A 16,073-nucleotide genomic window follows, 5' to 3' on the forward strand; every position below is an offset into this window, starting at 1 on the left:
CACTATACGGAGAACCGAGCTTTGCGACGACGATCCCGTACCCCCGTTTATGCCTATCGAGCTGCAGAAAACCAACCGTCCACGTCAACGGCGCCCGCGCCCACGAAGGAGTTCGGATTGAACCGGACCACCCCCTCTGGAACGGTGTCCGCCAAACCCAGCACCACGCATCCCGCAGCCGCACCGGCGGTCATCCCGTGCCAGGAATCTTCAACGACAAGACACTCCCCCGGCTCCGTACCGGCGCGTCGGGCGGCCTCGAGGTACATATCCGGGGCGGGTTTGGGGTTGGCCACCTCATCGCCGGCGATTGTGCCGGCGAATACGTTGCGCCCGATCGCGTCGATGCACGGGTCCGCCAGCACCCGGGCGGTGTTCGTGCACACGAACATCGGCGTAGCCCGTTCAGCGAGAGAATCCAGCACGCCTGCAATGCCAGGGTTGAGTTCGATGCCGCTGGCGAACATCTCAGCCATGCGCCCGAACATCCATGTGCGGTAGCGCTCCAGGTCGCCGTCGACAAGCTCATAGCCCGCCCAGTCGGCAACAATGCGTAGCGTGTCCGGAAAACTGCCGCCGACGGTTTTCGCCCGCACCTCCGGCGTCAGCGGCCGTCCGAGCAGCTCACCGAGCTCGTAGGTGGCCTGCCCCCACAGCGGCTCCGTGTCAATGAGGGTGCCGTCCATGTCCCACAGGACGGCCGCGGGGCTACTCAAGTTCCGGGAGCTCGTTGAGAGCATCATCGGTGGCGCCCGTGGCGGCGGCGGCGCGGAACACAAGCGTTTCGATGCCGGCCTTCTCCTCGGGTTCAAGCACCGCATTCGCGTGACGCTCGTTGAATTCCTCGAGGTTCACGTAGAACGGTGCCACCACTTTTGCCAGCGCCTCCCCCTCCGGGTCGTCGCCCAATAGATCCAACGCGTCCAGGAACATCTCGAGGATCTGCTTCAGATCCGGCAACACCTTCGGGTCGAAGGGCTCCTCCCAGAGGTCCTTGTCGTCCTCCTGGAGATACGAGCCGGTCGCAAATGTAGTCAGGTCGTCGATGAATTCATCGACCTCGGGCTGGAATTGCGCCCGGATCGAACTGTCGGCAGCTGCGCTCATGCGCCCCATTGTGCTGGAGCAGCGCTAAATCCGCACGCCGAGGAGGCCGTCGAGCGCGGTAGCGATGATCTGGTTGTGGTCTCCGGTCACGCCGTCGATAAGAGACAGTGCCTCCGGGGTGTTGAGATCGTCAGCAAGAATTGCGCGAAGCTTATCGACGACTTCCGTCGCCTGCGCCTCACTGACCTCTTGCGGGAGCTGTTCGCGCCAGCGGGCAAGGCGCGCCTCCGCCTCGGTGAGGATCGGGTCGGAGAAATCTCGGTCCGAGCGGTAGTGGCCCGCGAACACCGCGAGACGGATTGCTGAGGGGTCGTGGCCTGCCTCGGTGAGTTTGTGCACGAATACGAGGTTGCCGAGAGATTTGGACATCTTCACCCCGTCCAGCGCGATCATCCCGGCGTGGACATAGTGGCCGGCCATGCGCTCAACGTGCAGTGACGCCTCGGCGTGAGCGGCCGAAAACTCGTGGTGCGGGAAGGCCAGGTCGGACCCGCCGCCCTGGATAGCGAAGTGTGCCCCTAGACGGTTGGTGGCGATAGCGGAGCACTCCACGTGCCAACCGGGCCGCCCCGGGCCGAAGGGGGACTCCCAGGCAGGCTCGCCCTCACGGTGGCCGCGCCAAATAAGCGCATCCAACCGATCGCGTTTCCCCGCACGCTCAGGGTCGCCGCCACGCTCGGCGAAGAACTCCTCCATGGCGGCGCGATCCAAGTTGGATTCGTATCCGAACTGCTCGGTGGCGTCGATGGAAGCGTAGATGTCGCCGTGGTCGAGCGTGTAGGCCGCTCCCGAATCGAGCAGCTGCTGCACCATCTCGATTACTTCGTCCACGGACTCCATGGCGCCCACATAATCCCTTGGCGGGATGACGGAGAGGATCTCCATGTCGCTGCGGAACAGGTCGATTTGGCTGGCACCCAGCTCCCGCCAATCCACGCCGTCGCGCTCTGCGCGCTCGAACAGCGGGTCGTCCACGTCGGTGATGTTTTGCACGTAGTGGACGCTGTGGCCGTTGGCGATGAGCTGGCGTTGCGCCAGGTCGAAGGTGAGGTAGGTTGCGGCGTGGCCGAGGTGGGTGGAGTCGTACGGGGTGATGCCGCAGACGTACATCCCCACCTCCCCGTTCGCATCCGGGGTGGTGTCTACTTCCTTGACGCGCTGATCGGCGGTGTCGTAGAGCTTCAGCGCCACCGGGGTGCCGGCGACTGCGGGTACGGACGGGTCGGGCCAAGCATGCATGCGGACAACCCTACAGCTACCTGGCTACGCAGCCATGACACCGGTGCCGAGCAGCACCATGACTTCGAGCCCCAGCGGGATGCGGTAGGCAGCGAACCACGCGAACGAGTGGTTGGACACGAACTTCAGCAGCCACGCGATCGAGATGTAGCCGACCACAAACCCGATGCCCGCGCCGATAAGCAGTTGCAAGCCGGTCGCAGCTTGACCGGCCTGTGGGTCGAAGGCGTCCGGCAACGAGAACAGCCCCGAAGCGAGCACCGCCGGAATGGCCAGCAGGAAAGAAAACCGTGTGGCCACCTCGCGGTCGAGGTTGCGGAACAGGCCGCCGGAGATGGTGCCACCGGAGCGCGATACACCCGGGATAAGCGCCAGGCACTGCCACAGCCCCATCACAACCGCGTCTTTCATAGTCAGCTCTTCAAACCCACGGGTCTTCTTCCCGGAGCGCTCCGCGAGGATGAACACGAAGGAGAAGAGAATCAGCACCGCCGCGGTGACCCAGAGGTTGCGGAAATTCTCCCGGATCAGGTCTTTCAGCAGCACGCCGGCGATGCCAACCGGGATCGTGCCCACGATGACCATCCACCCCATGCGGTAATCGAAGCCGCGCTTCGATTTGTCCGCAAGGCCGGAGAACCAGGCGGAGAGGATGCGCCAGATGTCTTTGGCAAAGAACACCAGCACGGCCAGCTCGGTGCCCAGTTGGATCACGGCGGTGAAGCTGGCGCCGGCGTCTTCACCCCAGAACAACTGGGAGACGATGCGCAGGTGGCCCGAGGAAGATACTGGCAAAAACTCGGTGAGGCCCTGGACGATGGACAGGACGATCACCTGAACCCAGGACATGGTGGTGGCGGGATCAGTCATGGCGAAAGACACTACCCCGCCTGCTTAGCCATCGTGGTACGTAGCGGGCGCGTTGCTAGGCTTTGGCCTTGTGAATGCTCGTCTGTCTGCCCCCAGTTCCCACCTCCGCTTCGCCGCGGCTTACGGCGCAGTCGCGGCTGTCTTGGCCTTGAGCGCCTGCAGCGCGTCCCCCTCCGCCAAAATCGAGGAAGCCGGCGGTGAGGCGGCCGCGAACATGGGCAGCGCTACGCCTGTGCAATCCCCGCAATCTTCGGACCCGGCGGGCACCGTAGTGGACTCCGAGCCGGTGCGCGATCTCGACATCACCGACGGCCGCATCGGCGTGCGCACGGACAACGCTCTGACCATCGGCACACTGGAAGAGATCGCGCAGGGCAAGGCCGCACGCCACGAGCTGGATGCCTCCTGCGGCGAGGCCTCCGCCAACGCAGGCACCTTCGCGGTCGCCTGCGACGGGGAAATCAAGCTGTTCGGGCAGCGCGAAGAAACGATCTCCACGGATCAGCCGGTCACGGTGGCCACTGTGGCGTCGTCAGGCGAGGTGCTCGCAGGCAGCGACACTGAACGCAAGGTTTGGGTATTCGACGGCGGCGAGTTGAAAGACACCATCGACGTCGCACGCGAAACCGACCAGCTTGAGGCGGTGCAGGTGGACGGCCAGCGCGATTCCGTGGTACGTACCAACCGCTTCGACACCACCATCCAGGACATCGACTGGAACGGCTCGCGCCAAGGCGGCACCCTTCGCGTGGGCCTAGGCGTGGGGAAGGTGCGCGGCGGCGAGCACGGGCTGGTGCTGGCCGCGGACTCCACCGGCAACCAGATCCACGTCTACACCACCGACGACATCATCCGCCTCCAGCAATCTGCGCCCGTGCCGGAGGGACCCTGGGACGCGGCGTGGGACTCAGCGCAGCGCCTCGCTTGGATTAGCTCGCTGGCCAGCAACACCGCCACCGGATACGACATCTCTCAAGGCATTCCGATGAAACGTAAGCACTTCGCCACCGTCGCAGATGCCCAGAGCATCATTACGCTTGACGACGGCACCGTGGTCGCCGCCTCCGCATCCGGTGACGGCATCCAGATCGTCTCCCCCGCCGACCAAACCGAGAGCAAATAGGAGATAGCACCCATGACGCTCTACGACCGCGCACTCAAGCTCATGTTCCTGCTTCCGCCGGAGCGCATTCACGGCATCATCAGCGGCGCCCTACAGACGTTGCACCTGGCAACCCCGGTCAACCGCGTGATGGAAAAGGCCGTGCGCGTGCACGACCCGGTGCTGCGACAGACCGTTTTCGGAGTGGACTTCCCCGCCCCGCTGGGCCTGGCGGCGGGCTTCGACAAAAACGCCGAGGCGATCGACGCTTGGGGCGCGATCGGCTTCGGCTACGCCGAGATGGGCACAGTGACCCCGAAGTCCCAGCCGGGCAACCCCACACCGCGCTTGTTCCGCTTGCCGGAGGACAAGGCGATTTTGAACCGCATGGGCTTTAACAACAAGGGCGCGCTGACGGTCGCTGACAACCTCCGCGCGCGCCGTTCCCGCGACGTGGTGGGCATCAACATCGGCAAGAACAAGACCTCCGAGGACGCCGTGGCCGACTACCGCGCCACCGCTACCCTGCTGGGCCAGCTGGCGGATTACCTGGTGGTCAACGTCTCCTCCCCGAATACGCCGGGCCTGCGCGACCTGCAGGCGGTCGAAGAGCTGCGCCCAATCTTGGAAGTGGTGAAGAAGTCCACCACCACGCCGGTGCTGGTCAAGATCGCGCCGGACCTTTCCGACGAAGACATCGACGCCGTGGCTGATCTCGCCGTGGAGCTCGACCTTGCCGGCATCGTGGCCACGAACACGACCATCTCGCGCGAAGGTCTGCGCACCTCCTCCTCGAAGGTGGAAAAGATGGGCGCCGGCGGCATCAGCGGTGCCCCTTTGACGGCGCGCTCGCTCGAGGTGCTCAAGCGCCTTCACGAGCGAGTGGGCGACAAGCTGGTGCTGGTCAGCGTCGGTGGCATCTCCACGCCCGAGCAGGCGTGGGAGCGTATCACCGCGGGCGCGAGCCTGCTGCAGGGCTACACCCCGTTCATCTACGGCGGGCTGGGCTGGATCCGCAGCATCCACCGCGGCATCGCCGCGCAGATCAAAGCCCACGGCCTGGACTCGATTGAGCAGGCCGTGGGCAGCGGGCTGGAGTGGAAGGAACTCTAAGCGCGCCCTGCTGCGCTGCGGCGCAGCACCACCGCGCACAGCCCGGCGGCGAGCGCCCAGCCGATCAGCCAGAACGGTGTGGTGACCGTCAGCGCCGTGCCGGGTGCGATGAAGCCGAGCCCGATGAGCACCACCGCTGCCAGCAGCGCGCCCACCTGGGTGCGCGAGCCCGCCTGGTTGGTGTTGTAGGTGGCGAAGGCACCGACGATGGCCACTGCGGCGATCACGGAGAGCACCCGCGGGGTAATAGGAAACGTGGCATCACCTCGAAGCAGCGCCAGCACAGCGTAGAGCACGAGCACGAGCGCGATGCCCAAAAATGCGCCGCCGACGCGAAGTTGCACTGGAACCATTCGGCGAATCCTACTGGTTCTCGTACCAGCCCCAGATGATGGCGCGGCCGAGCGAGTGGAAGTTCAGGTTGAACCCGAGCTGGGTCGGGTTGGCGATCTCGTCCGCGGGCAGCTCCGTGTCTACCGCGTGGACGGCGTAGAGGTAGCGGTGCGGGCCGTGGCCTGCCGGCGGGTTGGCGCCGTAGTAGCCCTTGACACCGCTGTCGCCAGTGAGCACCACTGCACCGACGCCGAGATCCTCCTTCGCACCTGCGCCGGTGGGCAGCTCGGTGACCTCCGCGGGGATGTTGAAGGCCGACCAGTGCCAGAACCCGGAGGCAGTCGGTGCGTCCGGGTCGAAACAGGTCACCGCGAAAGTCTTCGTGCCCTCCGGGGCGCCGGACCAGGACAGCTGCGGGCTGGTGGCGTTGTCGCCGGCCAGCGAATCGGCAAGGCGCTCGCCGTCGACGATGTCCTTGGAGGTGATATCGAATTCGGGGACGTCCGCCAACGGGGCGTACGGGTCGGGGCCGGGGAATCGGTCGGAAACGTAATTCACAGTCATGTCCCCATTCCTACCGGAGGGCTAGTGACCCTCGCCACTCCATGCAGCGAAAAGCTGCGCGTACCTCCTACCGGCTGCGATGAGCTGGGTGTGGGTGCCGTCCTAGATGATGCGTCCGATGTCCATCACGAGGATCCGGTCGGCCGACGGCGCAAGTCGATGGACGCGCGGGCGACTTTGAGGCCCACCCCATAGTTGCCCAGGGCCCGCGGAAACAGCACATCGGGACGCTTCGCCCACGCGGCGGTTGTGGCATAGGAGCGCTGCGCTGGCTCGAGGATCCACAGGCCCGGTCGAGGCACGGGTGCGCCTGTACTGGCGATTTGGTGGTTCCATCGACTCGCCCTATAGTTATGCGAGTGCCCAGTCGAGAGGCTGAAAAACACCCTAAGCCCGGGTGGCGGAATGGCAGACGCGCTAGCTTGAGGTGCTAGTGTCCTATTAACGGACGTGGGGGTTCAAGTCCCCCTCCGGGCACCATGTGTTGTCTCGAGACATCGCTCCTACGGTGTCTCGAGATTTTTGTTTTTGATGTGCCCCCGGGGTTAGATCTAGCGTTTTGGATGCCGATTGTGTGTTGGTGTCGATAGCATTGTCGTAGACGGCTGGTCGTCTGGTTTCGTGGGCGGGTTGGTTCTCGTTGCGGATCAGGGTGGATACTCTGGCGAGTAGGTCCTGGCCCCAGTTGGACTGCCTGGCGATTTCTACGGGGTCGTCTGGAAGTTCTGTTTTTAGATAGAGCCACCAATCCAGCATCCGGCGCTGATGCTCGCCGCACGCACCCATCTACCCCGCAGCGACCACATCCGCATGGCCCTGTGGGCCTGAGGGTGTCAGGAAGTTTGTGTGTGAGGCTCTGATCTTGAAGGAGTTTCACCGATAATGTCTACGGTGTCACCGAAGAAAGGCCACGACCCGGCGAGGGTCAATGAGATCAGCGAGAAGCTGATGGAAAATCCTGAGCTGGCCAGCCTGATAAGCGAGCTGTCGACCACTGCTGATGATGCAAGCGACCTGGTCAAAGGCCTGCTGCAGGCATCGATCAACGCTGGTCTGCAGGCGGAGATGGATGCACATTTGGGCTACGGCCATGCCGACCGTAAGGCGAAGGCTCGGGTGGAAACCGCACAGGAGAACAATCACCGCAACGGGTCGTACACCAAGACCGTCAACTCCGGGTACGGCGCGGTGGAAGTGACCATGCCCAGGGATCGTGCCGGCACCTTTACTCCCCGGATGGTGCCCAAGGGCGCACGCCGGCTCACAGAACTCGACGACATGATCATCTCGCTGTACGCCGGCGGGATGACAGTGCGCGATATCCAGCATCACCTCGCGACCACGCTCGGGGTGGATATGAGCCCAGATACGATCAGCACCATTACCGATGCGGTGTTAGACGAGGTACTGATCTGGCAAAACCGCCAGCTCGACGAGTTCTACCCAGTGATCTTCCTCGACGCGCTACGCGTGAAAATCCGCGACGGCCACCGGGTCATCAACAAGGCCTGCTACATGGCCGTCGGTGTGGATATGGACGGCATCAAACACATCCTGGGGTTGTGGATCGCTGACAATGAAGGTGCTAGTTTCTGGGCCTCGGTCTGCGCCGATCTGGCGAACCGCGGAGTACACGACGTCTTCATCGTCTGCTGTGACAGGCTTAAAGGCTTGCCGGAAGCCGTGGAGGCTACCTGGCCGAATTCCATGGTGCAGACCTGCATCGTGCACCTGATCCGGGCGGCGAATAGGTGGGTGTCGTATCAGGACCGCAAACCCGTCTCCCGGGCGCTGCGTGAGGTCTACACGACCGCAAGCGAGGACACCGCCCGTGCCGCCTTGGACGCGTTCGAAGCCTCTGAGCTAGGACGCCGCTACCCGCAGTCGGTGAAGGTGTGGCGCGATGCGTGGGAGCGGTTCGTGCCGTTTCTGCAGTTCCCGCCAGCGGCACGCCGGGTGCTCTACACCACCAATTCAATCGAGTCGCTGAATGCTGAACTACGGAAAGCTACCCGTAACCGGGGCCAGTTCCCGAACGATACCGCGGCGCTGAAGACGCTGTGGCTGATGATCTGCAACATCGAAGACAAGCGCGCTGCGCAGCGAGCGAAGAAAGCAAAGCGCGACGTTGAGTGCAACGGCTATATTGAAGGAGCGAAAGCCACCGGGTGGAAACAAGCCATCAACCAACTAGCCGTGGCATACCCCGACCGATTCGCGGACTACTTGTAAACCACACCCCCGCACACAAACAATCGGACACTCTCTCAAGGCGCGACCAATTTATGCCCGAACCGAGGGCTCGATTAATGCGCACCTCAATATCGTCATGGCAACACTCGCAGTAAGTCGAATGATGGAATCAGCAACCGGACGAAGCATTAAACGACTCGTGCGAACTTTCAAAAAGTATCGCAGTTTTGAACTCAGAGTCGAAGACACAACAATCCACGCGGCCACGCCACTACCAGCCGAAGTGCAAAACCTCGTCCACGCCATCACCGAACCCTGACTTCCGCACTAAAATGATCCAACTCAGGAGAAGCGCACGCGGATTAACCTACGCCGGCCAGCAGAATTTCTACGAACTCCTTGCGCTTTTCTACATGGAAGTTGTGGCCCGAGTCAGCCTCGACTTTAACGGCACCGGCGGGAAGAGAATCCATGGCCCTGGCGGCGTCCTCATCACTGGCCGCAGCTTGAAGGACTTCCCCGTCGTATCGCGCTTGACAATGAATATAGGTAACTGGCGCTTGAATCGCCGCAAGTGTTGCTTCTTGATCAAACCCTTCGTTCCAGAGACCCGTATAGAAGGCATCACCAAACGCTGGGTCATAGTCCATGATGTACACCTGTGCCTCATTCATCTCGGGAGGCATGGTCCACAGAGCTATCGGGGCGCCCGGATGCCGAGAGTGATATGCGAGTCCATCACCGATGAACCCCTGAGCAGAGTCCCCAAAGTATTGCCACATTTTTTGGCTGCGCCACTGATAAGCCTGCCAGTCGGTCTCTCCTGAAGACAAGAACTCATGAGTGCTGACAGCTAGGTCCTGATAATTCCACGTATTGCGCGCCTCAGGCAGCTCTGTGGCAAATAGCGGCGGATCTTCTAACACCAGGAAGCTAACCAGTTCTGGATGACGCGCAGCAATCAACGCGGCCAATTGACCCCCAGACGAATGCCCACTTAATACGACGGGTTGGCCAATTGTCTCTATATAACGAGATAGGACGTCTGCGACCTCCACCGCTCGATAAGATTCAAGGCGATCAGACTTGCCATGCCCTGGAACGTCGATGGCATACACTTGGCGGTCCTTGCTGAGGTCACGTAAAGCGTAACCGTACTGGCGCCATCCGCTCGCTTGACCATGGATAAGGACAATAGGGGAACCGTCCCTTGGCTCGCTTACCCCTACATTGAGCTTCACATGATCCACGCTCACCCGGTGCTCTTGATAGCCAGCCTTTTCCAGGGATCTCACAAGACGCGAGTGATACGTGGTTGTGTACCATGCCCAACCGCCAGCACCGGCTGCCGCAAGTGCAACGATTGCCGTCACGATAAGTCCCGCCACCTTCAGGACCCTTTTCCCGACCAGGGCCATGAGCTATCACCTTACCAATAAATTTGTATTTGTGCGCGCTCTTCGAAATGTAGCCCACTGGCGCTCTTTGAAAAGTAGCCCAGTGTGGTCGTTGGTTATTAGTGGGGTGGCCAGGAAAAGCCAAGAAGGAGACGGCGGGCCCGTAAATTCCGATGACGATAGCGTAGCCAGCGGGCTCCCCCATCAGAGTTGGAAGTATCCACGGTGTCGCGACAGCCGCAACGACGAGCCCGCACGACACGGCTTTTCGTGCGGCGACGTCTGTTGTGGACCGCGCAGCTATGCACCCGATGACGACCGCGCTGCCATAAAACATCAATGACAGCACCATCGGCCCATAGGTCACCGAGATTCCTAGGACTGTCAACGTCAGGGAAAGTAGAAACAGGCCGACCGACGATTTGTTGCGTTGATTTGCACTCATGGACCCCCTCCTCAAGTTGGTTCCAGACTACTGGACGATGGAAGATGGCGGGGTGAATCGTTTGCGGAAGGCACCACGGAACCGGATGGCGCTCGTCGTTGCGGCGGGAGCGTTGTTCGTCGCAGCATGGATGCTTCTCGACGTCCCTCCGCTGTCCACACTCCGCGCCTGGTCCGACGAGACCGGAGCCTGGTTCCCTGTCCTGTTCTGGCTGCTGTACGTGCTGATCACCCAGTTCCCCATTCCTAGGACCCTGATGACCGTCTCCGCCGGCATTCTTTTCGGCACCGGCCGCGGGATCCTTATCGCGCTGACAGCTACGACGGTCAGCGCAGTGGTTTCTCTCCTCATCGTCCGTACGCTGCTGCGGGATTGGGTGGAACCGCGCCTCACGCACCCGGCCGTGGAGAACATCAACCGGCGGCTCGAGGAGCGCGGCTGGTTGGCCATCTTGAGCTTGCGCATGATCGCGGCGGTGCCGTTTTCCATCATGAACTACGCCGCCGCGCTCACCCGTGTGCCAGTGGCCCCGTTCGCGCTCGCGACCTTGGTGGGGTCTGCGCCCGGCACGATCCTTGTCACCCTGTTCGGCGACACGCTCACCGGCGAAGCGGACCCGGTGTTCGTGGCGATCATGGCGGTACTGGCTGTCATCGGCGTCGCGGGGCTGCTGCTGGACGCGCGCTTGCCGACCCGCTCGGGACGTGTCGGAGTCAAGCCCCAAGGGTAGACGGGAGTACGCTACGGCCCATGATTGCCGTGCATGCGAGGTACCGGGGCCGCGAGAAAGCCCGCGCCACCGTGGTGGAACGCTCCGCCGAGGCACTCAGTGGTTTACCCGGCGTCGCAGGCTTCGAGGTGCTCGGGGTGGAAGACATCCGTTCGAAGGTCGCGGACGCGGAGGCGGCGCTGAACCTCACCATGGCCTTGCTTTCAGACGGGAACTGGGCCATCGGGCTCGGCATTGCCGACGGCGCCGGCAGCGGCACCAGCGCACCGAACGACGCTTCTGTCATGGCAACGAAGGCTGTGGGGACGCGACCGGGCCAGGTGCGTGTGATCGTCGATAAGCAAAGTGCCACGACGGAGGCCGCAGACATCGCGGCGACCTTCGCGCTGATGGCGCACGTGCTGCACAAGCGCACGTACGAGGGGCGCGAGGCGACGTCGCTGGTGCGACGCGGCATGAACCAAAATGAAGCCGCTGCAACCCTGGGCATCTCCAAACAGGCGATGAGCCAGAGGTTGCAGGCGGCCGGGTGGCCCGCAGAGCAGGCCGGGTGGCAGCTCGCGCTGAACTTGATTACTCGGGCTGCTGGTCAGTGCGAGTAACCGGACGCGAGACCGGCTCGGACTGGGCGGTGGAACCGAAGTCTTGCTCGAAGCCAGTCTGCTCCGGTTTGCGGGCGGTGATTTCGTGGCGAGACGGCGCCGGACGCTGGGTGCCGGCGACACTGTCCTGCGTCGGGTCTGGGTCATCGACGTGCTTGTTCGCCACCGCCCGGGCCTCCGCGAGCGCCTTGGCCAGCTCCGGGTCGGTGGAGGTGTCGAACCAGCGCTCGGTGTTGTCGGCGTCCGCGATTTCGCGGTCCTGATCGGTCGGAGTCTCCGCCTCGTAGCGGAACACCCCGTCGTCATCCTTGTTGGCAAACGCCCGGGCGAACTGCTCAAGCGAGTCACCGAACTGCGACGGGATCATCCACATCGTCGCCGCCTCGCTGTCGGCGATCTTCGGCAGCTGCTCCATGTATTGGTAGGCCAGCAGCTCTGGGGTGACGCCCGAGGCCTTAATCGCCGCGTTGACCTTCTGAATGGCACGGGCTTCACCCTGCGCCGCGAGGTACTTCGCCGCGCGCTCACCTTCCGCCCGCAGCATCATCGCCTGGCGCTCCGCCTCTGCAGCGAGGATGGCCGCGTGCTTCTCGCCCTCAGCGGAGAGGATACGGGCCTGTTTTTCGCCCTCGGCGGTCTTGATGTCGGACTCGCGCTTGCCTTCCGCCGTCAGAATCATGGCCCGCTTTTCGCGGTCCGCCTTCATCTGCATCTCCATGGACTGCTGGATGGACGGCGGCGGATCAATCGCCTTCAGCTCCACGCGGCTGATGCGTAGGCCCCACTTCGCGGTGGCCGCGTCCAGTTCCCCGCGCAGCCGGCGGTTAATGGTCTCGCGTGAAGTCAGCGTTTCCTCGAGCGTCATGCCGCCAACGACGTCGCGAAGCGTCGCCACCGAAATCTGTTCCACACCCACCAGGTAATTGTCCACGCCGTAGATGGCCTTCGCTGGGTCGTTGATCTGAAACGTGACCACGGTGTCGATCGCCACGGTCAGGTTGTCCTGCGTGATCACGGCCTGCGGCGGGAAGGACACCACGCGCTCGCGGGTATCAACCCGGGCGCGAACCCGGTCAACGTAGGGCACCAGGAACGTCAGACCGCCGGACGCCGTGCGGGTGTAGCGGCCCAACCGCTCGATCACGGCAGCTTCGCCCTGCGGGATGAGCTTGATGGATGCAGTAAAAATCGCCACCAACAAAGCGACGATGACAACGAGCGTGACAACCCCCATTTAGGGCTCCTTCCACACGACAGCGACAGGGCCATCAATATCGTAAACGGTCACCGTAGATCCCGCTGGAATGGTTTCTCCCGGGTCCAGGCTGCGGGCAGACCACAGCGAGCCGTCGAAGCGCACTTGCCCCTCCCCGGCCACGATGTCCTCGACCACCTCGGCCCGGCTTCCAACGAGTGCCATCGGCGAATCGTCCAACACCATGGGTTGGTCCATGCGGCGGCGCAACACCGGGCGCAGAAAGCACCAGAACAGCGCTGACGCCGCCACGAAGACGGCGACCTCCGCCCACAGCGGCAACCCCGCGAGTGCCACCACCGCCGTTGTCAGCGCACCGGCACCGAGCATCAGCAGTGTCAATTCCCCTGCCGCCAGTTCCAGTAAGGCGAGGCTGGCGGCAGCAACAAACCAAAAAAGCGGTCCCACAGCCCGTACCTTACATGTGTGCGAGATCCGATTTGGTCAGTTCCGGGTTGGTGACAAAGTCGACCAGCCTCTCCACCGCACCGATGAGCGTGGAGTCCAAGTCCCGGAAGGTGCGCACGGAGGACGACACGCGCCGCCACCCTTCCTTCGGGTCCGACCAGCCCAGCCGCCGGCACACACCCGTCTTCCAATCCTCACCGTAGGGCACCTCCGGCCAGGCAGGGATCCCCACGCTCGACGGCTTTACCGCGGCCCAAATGTCGATATACGGGTGCCCGGTGACAAGGACATGCGGTCCCACGTCCTCCACCAGACGCGATTCCTTGGTTCCCCGGATGAGGTGGTCAGCCAGAACCCCGATTCGGCGCCCCGGCCCGGGTTGGAACTCGTCCAGACGTTTTTGCAGGTTATCCAGGCCCTCCAGATACTCCACCACGACACCCTCAACGCGCAGGTCGTGGCCCCAGACTTGCTCCACGATGGCGGCGTCGTGAATGCCCTCGACCCAGATGCGCGACGGCATAGCCACTTTCGCCTGCACGTTTTCGACCTTGCGCGAGCCGGAGTTCGACCGCTGCGGCTCCGTTTGTTTCGGTGCGACGTAGCGGGTCAGCGTGACTCGCCGCCCTTCCACCATGAACGCCCCGGGCAGCATCTTGAACAGTCGCTGTGTGCCGTAACGGTCCTCGAGCCGGACGAAGTCGCCGTCGTAAGTCCGTTCACATCCCACCACCGCGCCAACGAAATCGTTGCCCACGATCTCCACGATGATGCCTGGCTCCGCCGGCATCTCCGGGTAGGTGGGCCGCTTCGTCCTTGCGTGGCCTTTGAAAATATCTCCGCTGTACCGGCTATCTCCCATAGTGCGTACGTATTCTATCTGCCCCGTTACACTGTCCGGGATGCACACGCGCGCCGAAGTCTATTCCCCGCTCCAAAACACCGCCGTCTGGCTGGCGGCGTGGCTTTATCACGTCGAATCCTCCGACGACACCCTCGATGCGCTGGCGGACCTCGGCGGCACGCACAGTTTCAACGGCGCATCCATGGCGCATTTGCTTTACGACGTCCGTTCCGCCGCCGACCTCGAATCCCCGGGCCCCGCCATCCGGTTGATTTTGTGGGGCCCCGGCCAGGCGCCGCGTCTGCGTGCCGGCTCACCCTCGATGGCGGCCCTGACCCAGGCTGGGGCGCTCGTGGTGCGCGGCGTCGGAGCGAACCACGTTTTGGTTCCGGAGTATCTCGGTCCGGAAGTGCGGTGGCGCTGGTTCGAGGAGCAAGAGCCGCTGCCCGAGCCGGAGTGGCTCTCTCCCGGCGAGGCCGACCAGGTGCTCTCACGCGCTACCGACCAAGCCGCGGTGCTGATTGAGGCGTTAGGCGGCACCCGCAAGGAGCTGCCAAACCCGCGCCTGGCCGTGGGCACCCTCGCCGATTTCTACGACACGCCGGGCCTGCCCGCCGGCGTGACCCCGCGCGCGGCGAAGCTGTTCGCTCGTGCAGACCGGGTCGCAGCCACGATCGAGACGGTCACTGACCAGCTCGACGATCATTCCTTCGACCCCCAACTGTTCGCGCTGTGGCGCCACGTCCGCTCCGCTCGCATGGCCGGGGTAGCCGATGCGGTGGTAGATTACCAGCGCGAGTGGGCGCGCTAGGCGCGCTGCGGCCGCTTCACCGGGGCGCAGCACCCTTCCCTGCACGGCGCACCGTTCACAGTGCATCCCTGAACCGTTACGTTAGACAAGGTTTCAGGCTTGACATTAGCGGCGACGGCTTCGGCGATGTCAACTACCAACCCGGCGAACCTCGTGTCGAGACCGACGGTTGGGGTCCGGTCTAAGGTGACTCCCATTTCCCCGCACGCCTGCCTGAGTTCCGTATCAAGATCCCAGACAACCTCCATGTGGTCGGTGATGAACCCGATAGGTACGCAGATCAAATGCTCCATCCCCGCCTGCTGCAGATCAGCGGCACGATCAACCACGTCGGGCTCCAACCAAGGCGTAGCAGGGTTGCCAGAGCGGGATTGCCACACCACCTCGTAGTCCTCCACCCCGGCTTGCTCGGCAACGAGACGCGCTGCCTCGACCACCTGCCGGGAGTAGAGGTGCGCGTCACCTTCGCCCCCAGCGGCAGCGTCGGCCGCGCTGGGGACGCTATGCGCGGTAAAGAGGACCTTCGTCTCGCGGGGGGCCTTCTCAATAGACGAACGCAGACCCTCCGCTACTAGGCCGACGAACGTCGGGTGACCGTAGAACTGCCAGAGTTTGGTGTACGTGATCTCCGGGGTGACCTCCCGGATGCGCTGGATGTCTTCGTCATACTGCCGACACGCGGAGTATCCGCCCCAGGCGCTGGTGGCGAAGACGAAGACGTTCTTGTGGCCGTCTGCGAGCAATTGCTTAGCCGCATCCTCCGCGAACGGGTGCCAGTTGCGGTTACCGAAGTAGACGGGAAGATCGAGGCCGCGAGCGGAAAGTTCATCCTCGATGTTCCGGATGAGTTCGCGGTTCTGCGCGTTTATCGGGCTGACGCCGCCAAAATGAAAGTAGTGCTCGCCGACCTGCGCTAGTCGCTCCCGGGGGATGCCACGGCCGCGGGTGACGTTCTCGAGAAAAGGAATTACCTCGTCCTCTCCTTCGGGGCCGCCGAAGGAGAGGACGAGGAGTGCGTCGTAGTCGTTGAGAGCCATGGGGTTGAGCCTAGCCCCTCGGC

General features: G+C 63.3%; 18 protein-coding genes, 1 tRNA gene and 2 pseudogenes. 8 read left to right on the plus strand and 13 right to left on the minus strand.

Annotated elements, in window-relative coordinates; all coding sequences use genetic code 11:
- Window positions 1–53: 53 nt before the first annotated feature.
- Genes HMA55_RS03325 through HMA55_RS03340 form a run of 4 tightly spaced genes read right to left on the minus strand, consistent with a single transcriptional unit; the run spans window position 54 to window position 3,216 of the window.
- Window positions 54–740 (minus strand): HAD family hydrolase, encoded by a 687-nt coding sequence (locus HMA55_RS03325; protein WP_374680592.1) that lies wholly within the window; start codon window positions 738–740, stop codon window positions 54–56.
- Window positions 709–1,107 (minus strand): hypothetical protein, encoded by a 399-nt coding sequence (locus HMA55_RS03330; RefSeq protein ID WP_181191664.1) that lies wholly within the window; start codon window positions 1,105–1,107, stop codon window positions 709–711. Before HMA55_RS03330 ends, HMA55_RS03325 begins: the two co-directional genes overlap by 32 nt.
- Before the next feature lie 24 nt (window positions 1,108–1,131).
- Complete coding sequence (gene mshC / locus HMA55_RS03335) at window positions 1,132–2,346, minus strand: cysteine--1-D-myo-inosityl 2-amino-2-deoxy-alpha-D-glucopyranoside ligase (RefSeq protein ID WP_181191665.1); 1,215 nt, start codon at window positions 2,344–2,346, stop codon at window positions 1,132–1,134.
- Between the two features lie 24 nt (window positions 2,347–2,370).
- Window positions 2,371–3,216 carry an undecaprenyl-diphosphate phosphatase gene (locus HMA55_RS03340; RefSeq protein ID WP_181191666.1) on the minus strand — a complete coding sequence of 282 codons (846 nt, stop codon included), beginning with the start codon at window positions 3,214–3,216 and terminating at the stop codon, window positions 2,371–2,373.
- A 70-nt stretch (window positions 3,217–3,286) separates the two neighbouring features.
- On the opposite strand from HMA55_RS03340, the gene HMA55_RS03345 reads away from it, so the two are divergent.
- Together HMA55_RS03345 and HMA55_RS03350 are read left to right on the plus strand one after the other, a co-directional pair.
- A complete protein-coding gene (locus tag HMA55_RS03345; RefSeq protein ID WP_257802265.1) occupies window positions 3,287–4,339 on the plus strand; it encodes a YncE family protein in 1,053 nt (350 codons plus the stop codon).
- Window positions 4,340–4,351: 12 nt separating this feature from the next.
- On the plus strand, window positions 4,352–5,431 hold the full coding sequence (locus HMA55_RS03350) for a quinone-dependent dihydroorotate dehydrogenase (RefSeq protein WP_181191668.1): 1,080 nt from the start codon (window positions 4,352–4,354) through the stop codon (window positions 5,429–5,431).
- Here the strand turns inward: HMA55_RS03350 and HMA55_RS03355 are convergent.
- The 3 genes from HMA55_RS03355 to HMA55_RS03365 all read right to left on the minus strand — a co-directional run bounded on the left by HMA55_RS03355 (window position 5,428) and on the right by HMA55_RS03365 (window position 6,630).
- Window positions 5,428–5,784, minus strand: a complete 357-nt coding sequence (locus HMA55_RS03355; RefSeq protein WP_181191669.1) for a hypothetical protein — start codon at window positions 5,782–5,784, stop codon at window positions 5,428–5,430. The genes HMA55_RS03350 and HMA55_RS03355 overlap by 4 nt on opposite strands.
- Window positions 5,785–5,794: 10 nt before the next feature.
- Window positions 5,795–6,328: a YbhB/YbcL family Raf kinase inhibitor-like protein gene (locus HMA55_RS03360; protein WP_181191670.1), complete on the minus strand. Its 534-nt coding sequence runs from the start codon at window positions 6,326–6,328 to the stop codon at window positions 5,795–5,797.
- A gap of 125 nt (window positions 6,329–6,453) precedes the next feature.
- A complete protein-coding gene (locus HMA55_RS03365; protein ID WP_181192069.1) occupies window positions 6,454–6,630 on the minus strand; it encodes a hypothetical protein in 177 nt (58 codons plus the stop codon).
- 89 nt (window positions 6,631–6,719) lie between these two features.
- Here HMA55_RS03365 and HMA55_RS03370 point away from each other — a divergent pair.
- A tRNA-Leu gene (locus tag HMA55_RS03370) sits at window positions 6,720–6,808 on the plus strand.
- Window positions 6,809–6,904: 96 nt separating this feature from the next.
- Here the strand turns inward: HMA55_RS03370 and HMA55_RS03375 are convergent.
- A pseudogene (locus HMA55_RS03375) lies at window positions 6,905–7,111 on the minus strand (IS1249 family transposase); the annotation flags it as partial.
- Window positions 7,112–7,210: 99 nt separating this feature from the next.
- On the opposite strand from HMA55_RS03375, the gene HMA55_RS03380 reads away from it, so the two are divergent.
- Both HMA55_RS03380 and HMA55_RS11580 read left to right on the plus strand, forming a co-directional pair.
- Window positions 7,211–8,560 carry an IS256 family transposase gene (locus HMA55_RS03380; RefSeq protein WP_181191671.1) on the plus strand — a complete coding sequence of 450 codons (1,350 nt, stop codon included), beginning with the start codon at window positions 7,211–7,213 and terminating at the stop codon, window positions 8,558–8,560.
- Window positions 8,561–8,594: 34 nt separating this feature from the next.
- Window positions 8,595–8,840, plus strand: a pseudogene (locus HMA55_RS11580) (IS1634 family transposase); the annotation flags it as partial.
- A gap of 43 nt (window positions 8,841–8,883) precedes the next feature.
- On the opposite strand, the gene HMA55_RS03385 reads toward HMA55_RS11580, so the two are convergent.
- Complete coding sequence (locus HMA55_RS03385) at window positions 8,884–9,939, minus strand: alpha/beta fold hydrolase (protein WP_181191672.1); 1,056 nt, start codon at window positions 9,937–9,939, stop codon at window positions 8,884–8,886.
- 509 nt (window positions 9,940–10,448) lie between these two features.
- Between HMA55_RS03385 and HMA55_RS03390 the strand changes: the two genes are divergently transcribed.
- A complete protein-coding gene (locus tag HMA55_RS03390; RefSeq protein WP_235961717.1) occupies window positions 10,449–11,093 on the plus strand; it encodes a TVP38/TMEM64 family protein in 645 nt (214 codons plus the stop codon).
- Window positions 11,094–11,113: 20 nt separating this feature from the next.
- Window positions 11,114–11,695, plus strand: a complete 582-nt coding sequence (locus tag HMA55_RS03395; protein ID WP_181191673.1) for a MarR family transcriptional regulator — start codon at window positions 11,114–11,116, stop codon at window positions 11,693–11,695.
- Here HMA55_RS03395 and HMA55_RS03400 read toward each other — a convergent pair.
- Genes HMA55_RS03400 through HMA55_RS03410 form a run of 3 tightly spaced genes read right to left on the minus strand, consistent with a single transcriptional unit; the run spans window position 11,667 to window position 14,220 of the window.
- Window positions 11,667–12,929 carry an SPFH domain-containing protein gene (locus HMA55_RS03400; RefSeq protein WP_181191674.1) on the minus strand — a complete coding sequence of 421 codons (1,263 nt, stop codon included), beginning with the start codon at window positions 12,927–12,929 and terminating at the stop codon, window positions 11,667–11,669. The genes HMA55_RS03395 and HMA55_RS03400 overlap by 29 nt on opposite strands.
- The gene (locus HMA55_RS03405) at window positions 12,930–13,358 is read right to left on the minus strand and encodes an NfeD family protein (RefSeq protein ID WP_181191675.1); all 429 of its coding nucleotides are present in this window, start codon (window positions 13,356–13,358) and stop codon (window positions 12,930–12,932) included.
- A gap of 10 nt (window positions 13,359–13,368) precedes the next feature.
- Window positions 13,369–14,220: a DUF3097 domain-containing protein gene (locus tag HMA55_RS03410; protein WP_181191676.1), complete on the minus strand. Its 852-nt coding sequence runs from the start codon at window positions 14,218–14,220 to the stop codon at window positions 13,369–13,371.
- 40 nt (window positions 14,221–14,260) lie between these two features.
- Between HMA55_RS03410 and HMA55_RS03415 the strand changes: the two genes are divergently transcribed.
- Window positions 14,261–15,013, plus strand: coding sequence for a hypothetical protein (locus HMA55_RS03415; protein ID WP_181191677.1), 753 nt, complete (start codon window positions 14,261–14,263; stop codon window positions 15,011–15,013).
- On the opposite strand, the gene HMA55_RS03420 is transcribed toward HMA55_RS03415, so the two are convergent.
- Window positions 15,010–16,050 (minus strand): ferrochelatase, encoded by a 1,041-nt coding sequence (locus HMA55_RS03420; RefSeq protein ID WP_181191678.1) that lies wholly within the window; start codon window positions 16,048–16,050, stop codon window positions 15,010–15,012. The two genes, HMA55_RS03415 and HMA55_RS03420, sit on opposite strands and share 4 nt — an antisense overlap.
- Window positions 16,051–16,073: the final 23 nt, after the last annotated feature.

The sequence above is a fragment of the Corynebacterium wankanglinii genome (assembly GCF_013601005.1).
Lineage (GTDB): Bacteria > Actinomycetota > Actinomycetes > Mycobacteriales > Mycobacteriaceae > Corynebacterium > Corynebacterium wankanglinii.